Raw genomic sequence first — 13,608 nt, forward strand, 5'->3', positions numbered from 1 at the left:
CTAGTGGGTGGGCGAAAGCGGATGAAGCTAAACACAAAGGACCTGATTTCTGCGGGTCTGCTGATAGGGCTGGCGGCCATCGGCCTCTGGCTCAACATGGACCACACGATGGGCAGCGCGCGGCGCATGGGCCCGGGCTACATGCCCTGGCTGGCCTTCGCCATCCAGTTGGGCCTGGGGATCTTGGTGCTGATCGCGGCGTTCTTCAACGGCCCGGACCCGCTCGAAAAATGGACGGGTGCCGAAGTCGGGACCCTGATCGGCGGCGTCGTGATCGGCACCGTGGCGGGGCTGGTCGCCGCGCAGATCCCGGGCTGGCCGTCGTCGAGCTGGAACCCGCTCGGGATCGGCATGTTCGTCGGCTGCATGGTGCCGAGCATCATCCCGTCCTGGCGCCCCTTGTTCCTGATCAGCGCGGCCTTCGCCCTGTTCGGCCTGCTACTCGAACCGCTCGGCCTGATGATCGCGATCGCCGCCTCGGTCATCCTGTCGGCGCTGGCCGATGAGACGCATACGCCCAAGGGGGTCGCCGGCCTGGTGGTTTTCCTCTGCGTGCTGTGCTGGGCGGTGTTCATCTGGGAACTCGACATCCGCGTGCCCGTCTGGCCGCAGTTCTGAGACGGGGGGAACGAACCAATGGATCTCATTACCAATCTTGGGCACGGCTTCGCGGTCGCGCTCACGCTGAACAACCTGCTGTTCTGCCTGATCGGCTGCATCATCGGCACGGCGATCGGCGTGCTGCCGGGCATCGGCCCGGTGGCGACCATCTCGCTGCTGCTGCCGATCACCTTCGGCCAGCCGGCCACCACCGCCATCATCATGCTCGCCGGCATCTACTACGGCGCGCAGTACGGCGGTTCGACCACGGCCATCCTATTGAATTTGCCAGGTGAGGTCAGTTCGGTCGTCACCACGCTCGAAGGCTACAAGATGGCCCGCAACGGGCGGGCCGGCGCGGCGCTGACCATCGCGGCCCTCGGGTCCTTCTTCGCGGGCACCGTCTCCACCCTGCTGGTCGCGGCGTCGGGCCCGGCGCTGACCCAGGTGGCGCTGTCATTCGGTCCGGCGGATTACTTCTCGCTTATGTTCCTGGGCCTGATCATCTCGGCCGTGCTGGCGCAGGGCTCGGTCATCAAGTCGATCGGCATGGTGGTGTTCGGCGTCTCGCTCGGCATGGTCGGCACGGACGTGCAGACGGGCCAGCAGCGCTTCACCTTCGGCATCCCGGAACTGTCGGACGGCGTCGGCTTCGTCTCGATCGCCATGGGCATGTTCGGCATCGCCGAGATCATCCTCAACCTCGAGCGGCCGGAATCGCGTTCGGTCATGTCGGGCAAGGTCGGCAGCCTGATGATGACGCGCGCCGAAGTGAAGCGGTCCATCCCGTCGGTGCTGCGTGGCACCGCGCTGGGCTCGATCCTGGGCATCCTGCCGGGTGGCGGCGCCGCGCTCGCCTCCTTCGGGTCCTACATGATGGAGCGCAAGCTCTCGAAGTACCGCCACGAATTCGGCACCGGTGCGATCGAAGGCGTGGCCGGTCCGGAATCGGCCAACAACGCCGCGTCGCAGACCTCCTTCATCCCGCTGCTGACGCTCGGCATCCCGGCCAACGCCGTGATGGCGCTGATGGTGGGCGCGCTGATCATCCAGGGCATCCAGCCCGGGCCCCGCATGGTGGAAGCCCAGCCGGACCTGTTCTGGGGCCTGATCGCGTCCATGTGGGTCGGCAACCTGATGCTGCTGGTCATCAACCTGCCGATGGTCGGCATGTGGGTGAAGCTGCTCGCGGTGCCGTACCGCTACATGTACCCGTCCATCATGATCTTCTGCGCGATCGGCGTGTATTCGCTGCAGAACAACGTGTTCGACGTGTACCAGACGGTGTTCTTCGGCATCTTCGGCTACCTCTGCTCGAAGCTGCGGCTGGAAGGCGCGCCGATGCTGATCGGCTTCGTGCTCGGGCCGATGATGGAAGAACACCTGCGCCGCGCCATGCTGCTGTCGCGTGGTGACCCGATGGTGTTCATCGAGCGGCCGATCAGCGCTTCGATGCTCGCCATCGCGGCGGTCGCGCTCGCGGCGATGCTGCTGCCCAACATTCGCAAGGGCAAGGACTCGGCCCTGGCGGAAGGCGGCTGAGGTTTCCCTGACCGCCGAAAGGTGGTCGGGTGATTGGAAGGCGGGTTCCACCAGGGGACCCGCCTTTCGTGTTTTTGGTGCCCTCGGATGCCGCGCGGCCCGCATGCGGGGGCCTTGGCCTGCGCGCGATGCGGCCGCGGGGCCAGCGGCGCGGTGAGCCCCTCCCCACCGCGATGGAGGCCTCAGCGCAACGGCCGCGGCTTCTGTGGTAGCGGGCCGGTGCCGCCCATGCCCGGCTTGCCCGATGGCGCTTGGCCATCGTCGCCACCAGCAAGCCCGCCGAGCAGCGCCCCGAGCCCGCCTGCTGACCCGCCGCCGCCACCACCCATCAGAGCACCAAGCATCCCGGCGATGCCGCCACCGCCTCCACCGCCTTGCGGCTGCCCCGCGCCACCCATCATCTCCGCCAGCAGGCCGCCCATCCCGCCCGCGCCGTATTCGGCATCGGATTGCGGCACGCGCCCCTGCGGCGTCAGCCAGTTGACCACCAGCGGCAGCAACTGGGCGAGGATCCCCGCCATCATGCCACCGCCGGCCGCGCCCTGGCCGCCGCCAGCGGCCTCGCCGCCGCTCAGGCCGAGGTGCTGTGCGAGCACCGCCAACTGGTCCGGCCCAAGCGCGTTGGCCAGGCGTTCGGGCGCGACATCGCGGTTCTCGCCAGAGCCGACCCAGCTATCGACTTCCTCTCCCAGGCCGCCTTGCCGCAGGCGCTTCACGAGGTCGCCGAGGCCTTCCACTCCGCCGCGCCCGCCCGTCAGCGCGCCGAGCAGCGCGCCAATCCCACCGTCACTGGTTCTATCCGACATAGTTGTCCTCCCGTGATGGTAATGCCCCGCGTCTGATCCGCCGGACCCGTGACGGATTGGGCGTCGGCCACAAAATGGGGCGCTGGGACGACGGCCGACCGCGACGGGCAGCGTCCCAGGCCGCTCAGCCCTTGAGTGCGTCCGGCACCTTGCCGCCATTGGCGGCGAGCTTGGTCATCACCTGCTTGTGCAGCCAGACATTCATCGTCGCGCTGTCATCCGTGGAGCCGGTGTAGCCGAGTTCCGTCGCGAGTTCCTTCCGTGCGGCCAGGCTGCTGTCGATCCCGAGCAGCTTCATCAGATCCACGATCGATTGGCGCCAGTTCAACGGCTGGCCGGCCTTGGACTGCATCTCCGTCAGCACCGCGACGACGTCCACGGGTTCGGCCGGGGCGGCGGCCGGTGTAGCCGGGGCGGATCCAGGCGCAGCGACTGGAGGTGTCGAACCGGCCTCGATCGTCGATTGGGAGGCGATCGGTTGGGCGCCAGGGGTCTGTGCCGCGGCCGACCGCCCGAAAATGCCGTTCATGATGGATCCGAATATGCTCATGGCTTGTCTCCTGGACATGACAAATGGAACGCTTTCCGATCGTCCCGAAGCGCGCGCGGTCCAAACGCCGGTGAGCCGCTGAATGAAGCTGTGATCCCTACGCCGTCAGCCCCTCCGGCGTAGGGACGGGCGGCCCGGTTAACCACAGGCGCCCTCACTTCCCGGGGAGGGAGGCCTATCCGAAAAGGCCTCGTCAGGCGCCGAGAAGCGACCCCAACTGCCTCACGCAAGCGGTTTCGTGTCTTACTTACCGCGCACAGCCCGGTAGAGCATGATCACAGCGACCGCGCCGCCACCCAGGATTGAGAGCGAGGTGGGCTCCGGGATCGACACCGGTGCGCCAGCTCAGGCCGAAATGGGATCCAACGCCCACGCGCCGGCCAAGAGGGCGAACGGACCAGAGGCGAGCAAGCCGTTCCAAAATTGCATTGGACGATCCTCCGCTTTGCGCAGGCGACGGAAATGCAAGCAATGTGCCGGAAAGTAATATCGCGTGAGCCCAGGAGGTTAATAGGCCTCCGCCTGCCGCGCTCGACGGGCTGTAAAACTTCACGACGTGCAAGAAAAGGAAGCCCGTCAGGCTCAGGACCCGACGGGCGAGAGTTAGGGGCACAATTGCCCTCGCGGAGGTAGGGGGGATTGCGAGGATGCGGGGCTGCTATTGATTCTTTACCGGAATGCAATAGTGTGCCTTTGGGGTTGGCGAACGCTCCGCGGTCGCCATCGCTCACTCCGGTCAGCGCAACGCCGGCGTGCCGCGGTTGCTCGCGTGGTCCGATCACTGTGAACAAGCACCGAATCTTGCCCTACCCGAAAACGCCCGCACCGCGCTGATTGTGTTGTCGAACTTGGCAATCAGGTGGGGTTTCTTGTGCTTAGTCTAAGCGGTAGTCCTAATTCTGCCGGGGTCCCAGTTCGGCGTTTATTCACATCGCAAGGCTTACGCTTGCATCTCCTTCCGGCAGGAAGAGTATGTGTCGGAACAGGCCGGGGAGATTCAAGGGAGTGGCGCCCTACAATCTTCTCGATTCAGCTTGGCTCCCGGCCACCCGCCCATCCGACCCCTGCTTCATCCGCCCCGCCGATCTCACCTCGAGCTACGGCAGCGACCCCATCCTCGCTCTGACGTGGCCCCGGGCCGATTTTCGCGCCGCGTCGCTGGAATTCCTGATCGGACTGCTCTGCACCGAATGGCCGCCAGCGAATGAGGAGGCTTGGTTCACGGCATGGAACAGCCCTCCGACGCCGGATGTGTTTGAGGCGACCTTCGCGCCGCTCCGGATCGCCTTCAATCTCGACGGCGATGGGCCGCGCTTCCTGCAGGACGCTGAGGAACTCGGCGGGGAGCCCTCCTCCTCCGCCCCTTACGCCTTCGGCCGTGGCACGCTGAACACCCCGCTCGCCCGCAGCACGGCGGTGCCATCGGCCTCGAAGCGCCCTTCCACGAACATCAGCCGGGCGGTCCGCCGCAGCAGCGCGGGGCGGCATTCCAGCCAGGCGCCGAGCGGGGCGGGAGCGAGGTAGTCCGTCACCAGGCTGACGGTGATGAAATGCCCTGGCGCGCCGGCCTGCTCGGTGCCGCCGATGCCCAGGACCAGGTCGGCGAAGGTCGCCAGCATGCCGCCATGGGCGACGGACTGGTTGTTGCAGTGCCGCCGTTCCAGCCGGATGCCGAAGGTCGACCCGCCCTGCCCCGCGCGGAGGAAGATCGGCCCGATCGGTTCGAGGAAGGGTCCGCCGGCGCGCCGGGGCAGGAAGCCATCGGGGATGCCGCCGGCCTCGGTCGCCTCCGCCACGCCATCCGCCGCCCTGCCATCGACCATGCCCGCCACCTCGGTTGCCATGGCGCATTGTAGCGACGTCCGGCACCCGGACCACCCGGCCAGGTCCGCCGGGTCGGGCATGCCGCGCCCTGTTGCCCGTGCCGGCCGGCGCCTTTCCTTTGCCGCCATTGCATCGCATACAATCGCGACCCCCGGCATCAGACCACTGGACGACATGACACAGACGCCCCTGCAGATCCTTCCCGTCATCCTTTCGGGCGGGACCGGCACCCGGCTTTGGCCCCTGTCGCGCGAAGGCTACCCCAAGCAGTTCTGGCCGCTGGCCTCCGCCCTGCCGATGCTGGAGGAGACGGCCGCCCGCGCCGAGGGGCCGGGCTTCCTGCCGACCATGGTCGTCTGCAACGAGGCGCATCGCTTCCTGGTCGCCGAGCAATTGCGCGGGCGCGATGCGCGGATCGTGCTCGAACCCGCGGGACGCAACAGCGCCCCGGCGATCGCCGCCGCCGCCCTGCTGGCCGAGGAAGCCGGCCCGGACACCGTCATGTGGATCATGGCCGCCGATTCGGCGGTGGGAAACCTGCCGGCGCTGCATGCCGCGCTGCAACAGGCGGCCGCGGCCGCGCGCGCCGGCCGCATCGTCACCTTCGGCATGAAGCCGACCGCCGCCGAGACCGGCTACGGGTATATCGAGGCCGGCGACGCGCTGCCCGGCCTGCCCGGCGTGCAGGCCATTGCCCGCTTCGTCGAGAAGCCGGACGCGGCGCGCGCCGCCGAATTCGTCGCCGGGGGCCGGCATCTGTGGAATTCGGGGATGTTCGTCGCCACCGCCTCGGCCCTGCTGGCCGAGCTTGAGCGGCTGGAGCCGGCGATGCTCGCCCATGTCCGCGCGGCGGTCGAAGGCGCGAAGCGCGACCTTGATTTCGTCCGCCTGGCGCCGGAGGCGTTCATCGCCGCACCTTCGATCAGCATCGACTACGCGGTGATGGAGCGGACGCAGCATGCCGCCGTGGTGCCCGCAGCCATCGGCTGGTCCGACATCGGCTCCTGGGCGGCGCTGTGGGACATCAGCGCGAAGGATGCTGCCGGCAACGTCACGCAGGGGCCGGTCGAACTGGTCGATGCGAAGAACTGCCTGGTGCGCAGCGAGGGGATCCTGGCCGGCGTCGTGGGGCTTGAGGATGCGGTCATCGTCGTCACCGACGATGCCGTGCTGGCGATGCATCGCGACCGCGCGCAGGACGTGAAGAAGCTGGTCGAGCAGCTGCGCGCGAAGGGCCGCAAGGAAGCCATCGAGCATCGCCGCGCCTATCGTCCCTGGGGCCATTATGAGGGGCTGATCCTCGGCGAGCGGTTCCAGGTGAAGAAGATCCAGGTGCGCCCGGGGGCGAAGCTGTCGCTGCAGAAGCACTACCACCGGGCCGAGCATTGGGTCGTCGTGTCCGGCACCGCCATCGTCCGCCGCGACGCCGAGGAGATCATGCTGCGCGAGAATGAGAGCGTGTACCTGCCGCTCGGCTGCGTGCACCGGATGGAGAATCCGGGGATCATCCCGCTGGTGCTGATCGAGGTGCAGTCCGGGTCGTATCTCGGCGAGGATGACATCGTTCGCTACGAGGACACCTACGGGCGCGCATAGCGCGCTTCCTCCGCGCGGCGCGCCGGCCTCGATCCGAACCAGGGCGGTCCCTGGATCGAGACATGCGCCCTGCGCGATCGGATGCAGCGGCATCCTTGATCCGGCGCAAGGCGCCGCTGCGCAAGGCGCGGAATATGGCGGCCGACGCCATCACGGCACGAAAGGCCAGCCGCCCATGAACCATCGTCACCGCAAGGTCCTGCACGCCCTGTTCGCCCATCCGGTCAGCGCCAATATCGACCCGAAGCACGTGCAGTCGGTCTTCGAGGAACTCGGCGCCGAGGTGGAACACACCGGCACGGGCCGCATCGGCGTGAAGCTCAACGGCCAGTCCCACGCCTTCCACGACACGCATCACAGCCTGTCGAAGGAGGAGGTGGTGGCGATCCGTCATTTCCTCACCCAGGCCGGCATCGACCCGACCGCCTATCCGGCCTGATCCACCAGGCCGCCGGCGCGATCCCGCGGGCGAGCCAGGCCTGCCCGATCACGCCGGTTTGAGCCGCCGGCGGTTCCTGGAGTAGCCTCTGCGGCAGCCGCGCCCCTCATATCGCGGCGCTGGAGAGGACAACGCCGGACCATGACCATGCATCGCCGCGCCCTGCTGGGCGCCGCCGGGGCTGCCGCCCTGGCCACCACCGCGCAGGCGCAGACCCGCTGGCAGATGGCCACCGCCTATGCCGACGGGAACCTGCACACCCGCAACATCAAGACCTTCCTCGACGAGATCCAGGGCGCCAGCAACGGTCGCCTGGCCATCCAGCTGCACAGCAACGGCGCGCTGCTAAAGATGACCGAGATCAAGCGCGGCGTGCAGACCGGCCAGGTGCAGATGGGCGAGATCCTGCTCACCGCCTACGCCAATGAAGACCCGATCTTCGACGCCGACGCGCTGCCGCAGCTGGTGACCAACTTCGTCCAGGCGAAGAAACTGTCCGACCTGCAGAAGCCCTATATCGAGGCGCGCTTCAACCGACAGGGCCTGACGCTGCTGTACATGGTGCCCTGGCCCGCCGCCGGCCTGTATGCGCAGCAGGAGGTCACCAGCCTCGAACAGCTGCGCGGTTCGCGCTTCCGCACCTATTCGCCGATGACCAACCGCTTCGCCCAGTTGATCGGCGCGCAGCCGACGCTGGTGCAGTCGGCCGAACTCGCCCAGGCCTTCGCCACCGGCGTGGTGCAGGCGCAGGTCACCTCGGCGGCGACCGGCGTCGACACGCAGTCCTGGGACTATGCGCGCGTCTTCACGCCGCTCGGCTTCACCATGACGAAGAATGCGGTGTTCATGTCCCGCCGCGCGCTGGAGGGCCTGCCGCAGGACCAGCAGGCGTCGATCCGTGCCGCCGCCGCGCGCGCCGAGACGCGTGGCTACGAACTGGCCGAAGCCGCGCAGCGCGAGACCGAGGCGACGCTCGCCGCCCGCGGCATGAACGTGACGCAGCCGACGCAGCAATTGCTTGATGACTGCGCCCGGGTCGGCCGCACCATGGCTGATGAATGGGTGACCCGCGCCGGCGATGATGGGCGGCGGCTGCTGGAACAGTACCGCGCCAGCATCGCCTGATCCTGCGCGCCCGGCGTGCAATCGCGCGCCGGGCGGCCCAGCCTGCAGGCACATCCGGCCATCATGGCCTGGTGCGCCGGTTGTGCCCCCCTTGCACGCGCCGGGCCGCGGCGATGAAGATGCGCGCCTCAAGAAAGCCAACAGGGGGCTGCCGCATGCATTCCATTCGTCGCCGCGAGCTGCTCGCGGCCACCGCCGGGCTTGCCGCCGCGGCCATCGCGCCTGGAGCGGCGCAGGCGCAGACCCGCTGGCAGGTCGCCACCGCCTATCCGGACGGCAATTTCCACACCAGGAACCTGCGCGAATTCACCGACGCGGCGCAGGCGGCGTCCGGCGGCCTGTTGCAGATCCAGGTGCATTCCAACGCGTCGCTGCTGCGCATGCCCGAGATCAAGCGCGGCGTGCAGACCGGCCAGGTGCAGATCGGCGAGATCCTGTTGTCGGCCTATGGCAACGAGGATCCCTTCTTCGAGGTCGATTCCGTGCCGATGCTGGTCACCAGCACGGCCATGGCCCGCAAGCTTGCCGACCTGCAGAAGCCCTATGTCGAGGCAAGGCTGAACCGGCAGGGGCTGTCGCTACTCTACTGGGTGCCGTGGCCGCCCTCCGGCCTCTACACCAACACGCCGGTCGACAACGTGGATGCGCTGCGCGGCACCAAGATGCGCACCTTCAACGCGCTGACCAACCGCTTCGCGACGCTGTGCGGCGCGACGCCGACCCTCGTGCAGCAGGCCGAGGTGCCGCAAGCCTTCGCCACCGGCGTGGTGAACGCGATGGTCACCTCGGCGGCGACCGGCGTCGACGTGCAGTCCTGGGATTTCTGCAAGTACTTCACGCCGATCGGCTTCACCCGCACCAAGAACGCGATCTTCGTGCGCCAGCGCGACCTGGCCGCGCTGCCGGCCGCCGTGCAGGCGTCGATCCGCGCGGCTGCCGCGGCGGCCGAGGAACGCGGCTGGGCGATGTCCGATTCGGAGACGGTGAGCCAGCAGGCCATCCTGGCGCAGCGCGGCATGACCGTCGCCGCTGCCAGCCCGGCGCTGATGCAGGGGCTGATGCGCATCGGCGCAACGCAGGCCGAGGAATGGGTGGCCAAGGCCGGTGACGAAGGCAAGCGCCTGATCGAATCCTACCGCGCCGCGGTCGCTTGACAGAGCCGACGGGGTCGCCCCCATGGTGGCCACGTCGCAAGCCTGAAACGGAGCACGCCCGCATGATTCCACTGACCGGCCGCGGGTGCGCGCCGACATGACCGCGCTGCGCCGCGCGCTCGATGCGCTGTATCTCATTGGTGGCGTGCTTGGCGGCGTGGCCCTTGCCGCGATCGCTGCCATCATCGCCGCCCAGGTGATCGGCCGGCAGTTCGGCGCGACCGTGCTGGGGGCCGACGACCTCACCGCCTTCTCGGTCGCGGCCTCGGCGACGCTGCCGCTCGCCTATGCCTTCCGGCACGGCGCGCATATCCGCGTGGACCTGATCATCGGCCGGCTGTCGGGCGCGCCGCGCTTCGTCATGGAAACCGTGGCGCTGACGGCGACCGCCGCGCTGGCCGCCTTCTTCGCCTATGCGATGCTCGACCTCGCCTTCGACAGCTTCGAGTTCGAGGATGTCGCGCAGGGTTCGGTCGCCTGGAAGCTGTGGGTGCCCCAGGCAATGGTGGGCAGCGGCGTCGCGCTGCTGGCGATCTGCCTGTTCGACGACCTGATCGTGCACCTGACGGGGGGCGTGCCCTCCTACCGCCGCGCGGCCGAGGCATCGGCGCTCGAACGGGCGATGGAGGAAGTCTGATGGAGATCGCCCAGACGGAAGCCGGGCTGCTGCTGCTCGGCTGTCTCTTCGTCTTTCTCGGCCTTGGCATCTGGATCGGCCTCGCGCTCGCGCTGGTGGGCCTCGTCGGCATCGTCGTGCTGCCGATCCTGGTCCCCGCCATGCCGACCATGCCGCCCGAGAAGGTGATGGGCACAGCGATCTGGCAGTCGCTCGCATCCTGGACGCTTGCGGCCCTGCCGCTGTTCATCTGGATGGGCGAGATCCTGTTCCGCACCCGCCTGTCCGAGGACATGTTCCGTGGCCTGGCACCCTGGGTGCAACGGCTGCCGGGGCGGCTGATGCATGTGAACGTGATCGGCTGCGGCATCTTCGCGGCCGTGTCGGGGTCGTCGGCCGCGACGGCGGCGACGATCGGCAAGATGGCGCTGCCCGCACTGCTGCAACGCGGCTATCACGCGCCGATGGCGATTGGCTCGCTCGCCGGGGCCGGAACGCTGGGGCTGCTGATCCCGCCTTCGATCGTGATGATCGTCTATGGCGTGGCGGCCGAAGTTTCGATCGTGCGGCTGTTCATCGCCGGCGTGCTGCCGGGGATCATGCTGATGATCCTGTTCAGCGGCTATATCGCGATCTGGTCGCTGATGAACCCGGCGCTGACGCCGCCGCGCGACCCGCCGATGCCCTTCGCGCAGAAGCTGAAGGAAAGCGGCCAGCTTATCCCGGTGGTGCTGCTGATCGGCTTCGTGATGGGCAGCATCTATCTGGGCTGGGCGACGGCGACCGAGGCGGCGGTGTTCGGCGTGGTCGGCGCGCTGGCGCTGTCGGCCTGGGGGCGGACGCTGTCCTGGGCGTCCTTCTCGGACAGCCTGATGGGCGCGGTGCGCCTGTCCTGCATGATCAACCTGATCCTCGCGGGGGCGGCCTTCCTGACGCAGGCCATGGCCTATTCCGGCATTCCGGCGGCGATGGCTGCCTGGGTCGGTGCGCAGGGCTTCAGCCCCTTCATGATCATCTTCTGCCTGACGGTGATCTACCTGATCCTCGGCTGCTTCATCGACGGCATCAGCATGATCGTGCTGACGGTGTCGGTGGTGCTGCCGATCATCCAGGGCACCGGCTTCGACCTGGTGTGGTTCGGCATCTTCATCGTCCTCGTCGTCGAGCTCGCGCAGATCACCCCGCCGGTGGGCTTCAACCTGTTCGTGCTGCAGGGGCTGACCGGCAAGGGCATCTTTGAGGTGGCGAAGCACACCCTGCCCTTCTTCTTCCTGATGCTGATCGGGGTTGCGATTGTCACGGCGTTCCCCGCCATCGTCACCTGGCTGCCGCAGACCATGCTGGCGCGGTAGAAAAAGGGGGCGTGACCTTCGTCATGGCGCGCCCCCGGCCGGACCGCGTAGCCTTCATCCCCCGGGGGCGGGAGGCTGCGCCATGTATCTCGATGTTCCCTTCGTCAGTCAGTTGGATTTCGGCGGCGACCAGCACCTCGATGACCCGACGGGCTGCTGGTACGCCAGCGCCTGCATGATCGCCTACAGCTTCGAGGCCGGGCCACGACAGGGCGTGCCGGCGCTGTATTCCCGCCCGCTGCCGCAGGCCGATGGCACGACCACCATCGGCCACTGGACCATCTCCTACGACTGGCTGCCGACGCTGATGGCCAATGAGCATCTGGTGGAACTCACAGGCGGGCTGCCCGCCTCGGTCCCCGAGTTGGACCTCGCGCTGCGCCAATGGGGGCCGATCTTCATCCCCTGGCTGAAGACGCATGGCGGCAGCACCTATGGCCATGCCTCGGTAATCATCGGCGCGCAGGACGCCAACATCATCTACCACGACCCCGAGAACGCGCCGCGCAGCCAGACGCCGCTCGAGACGATGCGGGCGCAGCTCGCGCAGGGCTGGCCGCTGCTGCGCCGCGACGCGCTGCCCTTCACCTGCGGGGCCGGCGTGCAAGGCTGATGCCGACGGCCCATGGAATGGGCCGTCGGAGTTCGATTGGGCCTCAAGCGCCGGCGCGCCCGTCCGGGCGCTTGGCTTGCGCGCCAAGCACTGTTGCGTTGGCGGCAGCGGGTGGCCTGGGCGCGGTCGCGCCTTGCGCTCCCGGCCCGATGCAGAGCATCGGACCGAAAGGGCCGGGGGCAGTCTCAAGCCCGCGTGCTGTTGGCGTCGTGCTGGCCGGCCTCGCCGGGTCCTTGACCGACCGCGCAAAGGACCGGGCTTCGCGCGGCGTCCCCTACTCGGCCGGGGCGCGGGCCCGCGACCGGCACCAGAAATGCCGCGCCACGAAGAACACCAGCGCCACGCCGGCGATGGCGCAGATTGTCCAGAACAGGCGCTCTACGCCAAGCCAGGCACCCAGGAACCAGCCGGCCGCCACGAAGCTGCTGGCCCACACCCCCGCCGCGATGAAGTTCAGCACGGCGAAGCGCAACCGGGAGTACCCCGCGAGGCCGCACACCACCGAGGCGACGTTGCGGATGCCGTACAGGAAACGGAAGCTCAGGATGAACAGCGTACCGTATTGTTCGAGCAGGCGGTTGGCACTTTCGACCCGCGGTCGGGATTTCGGGAATCGCTGGAGGATGGCGGGGCCGTAGCGCCGCCCCAGGTAGAACCAGGTCTGGTCGCCCAGGTAGGACCCTATCCAGACGGAACCGAGCAGAATCCACGGATCGACGACGCCCACCGTCGCGCCGATGGCGGCCGCGGCAAGGACGAAGGTCTCCCCTTCGAAGAATGACCAGAGTGCCGCGCCCAGATAGGCGAACGCACCCCAGTCGGCCCAGAATTCGGCCAAGCGGAAGCCCCCGTGTTTCTTGCGACCACCATGCATGCCCTTGGCGGGTAAGGAAATGGTGATCGGAGACTGACACCCCTCAGAGAGCCCTGGACGCCAAATTGTCAACCTCCGGATGCCGGCGAGGGTTACGCCGGCCCCGGCCAGTCCGACCGCTCGAAGCGCTGGATCTCCAGCGTATAGCCGGCCGGATCGCGGAAAAAGAAGGAGGTGACCCGGTAGGTGTCCGAGAAGGCGGGCGCCGCCGCGACCTCGACCCCGGCGGCCTGCAGCCTGGCATGCCAGCCTTCGACGTCCTGCACGACGAAGGTGATCACGGCGCCGCCCTGCACGCGCGGGTTGTCGGTCACGCGCGGCCCGCGCGCCCGGCACACGCCCAGGAAGCCGCGCCCGCCCGGCGCGGCCGCATAGATGCGGCACGATCCCTGGTCCTGCGCCAGGGGCAGTCCCAGCACCTCCTCATAGAAGCGCCAGCTTGGCGCGGGGTCCTCGGCATAGAGGAAGGTGACCTGCTGATCGAAGGGGGCGTGCATCGCCGCAGGATGGCCGGGCG

The 13,608-nt window shown here is 68.3% G+C and carries 14 protein-coding genes and 1 pseudogene; 10 read left to right on the forward strand and 5 right to left on the reverse strand.

The window, feature by feature from the left end:
* Positions 1-21: 21 nt before the first annotated feature.
* Both AAFN86_RS13145 and AAFN86_RS13150 read left to right on the forward strand, forming a co-directional pair.
* Positions 22-618: a hypothetical protein gene (locus AAFN86_RS13145; RefSeq protein WP_347543795.1), complete on the forward strand. Its 597-nt coding sequence runs from the start codon at positions 22-24 to the stop codon at positions 616-618.
* Between the two features lie 18 nt (positions 619-636).
* On the forward strand, positions 637-2,142 hold the full coding sequence (locus AAFN86_RS13150; RefSeq protein WP_347543796.1) for a tripartite tricarboxylate transporter permease: 1,506 nt from the start codon (positions 637-639) through the stop codon (positions 2,140-2,142).
* Positions 2,143-2,324: 182 nt separating this feature from the next.
* On the opposite strand, the gene AAFN86_RS13155 is transcribed toward AAFN86_RS13150, so the two are convergent.
* Positions 2,325-2,948, reverse strand: coding sequence for a YidB family protein (locus AAFN86_RS13155; RefSeq protein ID WP_347543797.1), 624 nt, complete (start codon positions 2,946-2,948; stop codon positions 2,325-2,327).
* A gap of 124 nt (positions 2,949-3,072) precedes the next feature.
* Positions 3,073-3,498 carry a DUF3597 domain-containing protein gene (locus tag AAFN86_RS13160; RefSeq protein ID WP_347543798.1) on the reverse strand — a complete coding sequence of 142 codons (426 nt, stop codon included), beginning with the start codon at positions 3,496-3,498 and terminating at the stop codon, positions 3,073-3,075.
* Positions 3,499-4,470: 972 nt separating this feature from the next.
* Between AAFN86_RS13160 and AAFN86_RS13165 the strand changes: the two are divergent.
* Positions 4,471-4,818 (forward strand): annotated as a pseudogene (locus AAFN86_RS13165) (type I-E CRISPR-associated protein Cse1/CasA); the annotation flags it as partial.
* 44 nt (positions 4,819-4,862) lie between these two features.
* On the opposite strand, the gene AAFN86_RS13170 reads toward AAFN86_RS13165, so the two are convergent.
* Positions 4,863-5,342, reverse strand: a complete 480-nt coding sequence (locus AAFN86_RS13170) for a PaaI family thioesterase (protein WP_347543799.1) — start codon at positions 5,340-5,342, stop codon at positions 4,863-4,865.
* A gap of 154 nt (positions 5,343-5,496) precedes the next feature.
* On the opposite strand from AAFN86_RS13170, the gene AAFN86_RS13175 reads away from it, so the two are divergent.
* The 7 genes from AAFN86_RS13175 (at position 5,497) to AAFN86_RS13205 (ending at position 12,217) form a co-directional block, all read left to right on the forward strand.
* Positions 5,497-6,918 carry a mannose-1-phosphate guanylyltransferase/mannose-6-phosphate isomerase gene (locus tag AAFN86_RS13175; protein WP_347543800.1) on the forward strand — a complete coding sequence of 474 codons (1,422 nt, stop codon included), beginning with the start codon at positions 5,497-5,499 and terminating at the stop codon, positions 6,916-6,918.
* Positions 6,919-7,093: 175 nt separating this feature from the next.
* On the forward strand, positions 7,094-7,357 hold the full coding sequence (locus tag AAFN86_RS13180; protein ID WP_347543801.1) for a hypothetical protein: 264 nt from the start codon (positions 7,094-7,096) through the stop codon (positions 7,355-7,357).
* A 141-nt stretch (positions 7,358-7,498) separates the two neighbouring features.
* Positions 7,499-8,482 (forward strand): TRAP transporter substrate-binding protein, encoded by a 984-nt coding sequence (locus AAFN86_RS13185; protein ID WP_347543802.1) that lies wholly within the window; start codon positions 7,499-7,501, stop codon positions 8,480-8,482.
* A gap of 155 nt (positions 8,483-8,637) precedes the next feature.
* The gene (locus AAFN86_RS13190; RefSeq protein WP_347543803.1) at positions 8,638-9,636 is read left to right on the forward strand and encodes a TRAP transporter substrate-binding protein; all 999 of its coding nucleotides are present in this window, start codon (positions 8,638-8,640) and stop codon (positions 9,634-9,636) included.
* Between the two features lie 97 nt (positions 9,637-9,733).
* Positions 9,734-10,273: a TRAP transporter small permease gene (locus AAFN86_RS13195; protein ID WP_347543804.1), complete on the forward strand. Its 540-nt coding sequence runs from the start codon at positions 9,734-9,736 to the stop codon at positions 10,271-10,273.
* Positions 10,273-11,604, forward strand: a complete 1,332-nt coding sequence (locus AAFN86_RS13200) for a TRAP transporter large permease subunit (protein ID WP_347543805.1) — start codon at positions 10,273-10,275, stop codon at positions 11,602-11,604. Before AAFN86_RS13195 ends, AAFN86_RS13200 begins: the two co-directional genes overlap by 1 nt.
* 82 nt (positions 11,605-11,686) lie before the next feature.
* Positions 11,687-12,217 carry a papain-like cysteine protease family protein gene (locus AAFN86_RS13205; RefSeq protein ID WP_347543806.1) on the forward strand — a complete coding sequence of 177 codons (531 nt, stop codon included), beginning with the start codon at positions 11,687-11,689 and terminating at the stop codon, positions 12,215-12,217.
* 274 nt (positions 12,218-12,491) lie between these two features.
* Here AAFN86_RS13205 and AAFN86_RS13210 read toward each other — a convergent pair whose 3' ends face one another.
* A complete protein-coding gene (locus AAFN86_RS13210) occupies positions 12,492-13,055 on the reverse strand; it encodes a DedA family protein (RefSeq protein WP_347543807.1) in 564 nt (187 codons plus the stop codon).
* A gap of 128 nt (positions 13,056-13,183) precedes the next feature.
* Positions 13,184-13,588: a VOC family protein gene (locus tag AAFN86_RS13215; protein WP_347543808.1), complete on the reverse strand. Its 405-nt coding sequence runs from the start codon at positions 13,586-13,588 to the stop codon at positions 13,184-13,186.
* Positions 13,589-13,608: the final 20 nt, after the last annotated feature.

It is taken from the genome of Roseomonas sp. CAU 1739, from assembly GCF_039839775.1.
Classification (GTDB): domain Bacteria; phylum Pseudomonadota; class Alphaproteobacteria; order Acetobacterales; family Acetobacteraceae; genus Neoroseomonas.

Bases quoted from the DNA above. Each gene is read 5' to 3' on its own strand.
- AAFN86_RS13180 (WP_347543801.1), top strand. From the start codon at position 7,094: ATGAACCATCGTCACCGCAAGGTCCTGCACGCCCTGTTCGCCCATCCG.
- AAFN86_RS13205 (WP_347543806.1), top strand. From the start codon at position 11,687: ATGTATCTCGATGTTCCCTTCGTCAGTCAGTTGGATTTCGGCGGCGAC.
- AAFN86_RS13170 (WP_347543799.1), bottom strand. From the start codon at position 5,342: ATGGCAACCGAGGTGGCGGGCATGGTCGATGGCAGGGCGGCGGATGGC.
- AAFN86_RS13190 (WP_347543803.1), top strand. From the start codon at position 8,638: ATGCATTCCATTCGTCGCCGCGAGCTGCTCGCGGCCACCGCCGGGCTT.
- AAFN86_RS13145 (WP_347543795.1), top strand. From the start codon at position 22: ATGAAGCTAAACACAAAGGACCTGATTTCTGCGGGTCTGCTGATAGGG.
- AAFN86_RS13215 (WP_347543808.1), bottom strand. From the start codon at position 13,588: ATGCACGCCCCCTTCGATCAGCAGGTCACCTTCCTCTATGCCGAGGAC.
- AAFN86_RS13150 (WP_347543796.1), top strand. From the start codon at position 637: ATGGATCTCATTACCAATCTTGGGCACGGCTTCGCGGTCGCGCTCACG.
- AAFN86_RS13200 (WP_347543805.1), top strand. From the start codon at position 10,273: ATGGAGATCGCCCAGACGGAAGCCGGGCTGCTGCTGCTCGGCTGTCTC.
- AAFN86_RS13175 (WP_347543800.1), top strand. From the start codon at position 5,497: ATGACACAGACGCCCCTGCAGATCCTTCCCGTCATCCTTTCGGGCGGG.
- AAFN86_RS13195 (WP_347543804.1), top strand. From the start codon at position 9,734: ATGACCGCGCTGCGCCGCGCGCTCGATGCGCTGTATCTCATTGGTGGC.
- AAFN86_RS13185 (WP_347543802.1), top strand. From the start codon at position 7,499: ATGACCATGCATCGCCGCGCCCTGCTGGGCGCCGCCGGGGCTGCCGCC.
- AAFN86_RS13155 (WP_347543797.1), bottom strand. From the start codon at position 2,948: ATGTCGGATAGAACCAGTGACGGTGGGATTGGCGCGCTGCTCGGCGCG.
- AAFN86_RS13160 (WP_347543798.1), bottom strand. From the start codon at position 3,498: ATGAGCATATTCGGATCCATCATGAACGGCATTTTCGGGCGGTCGGCC.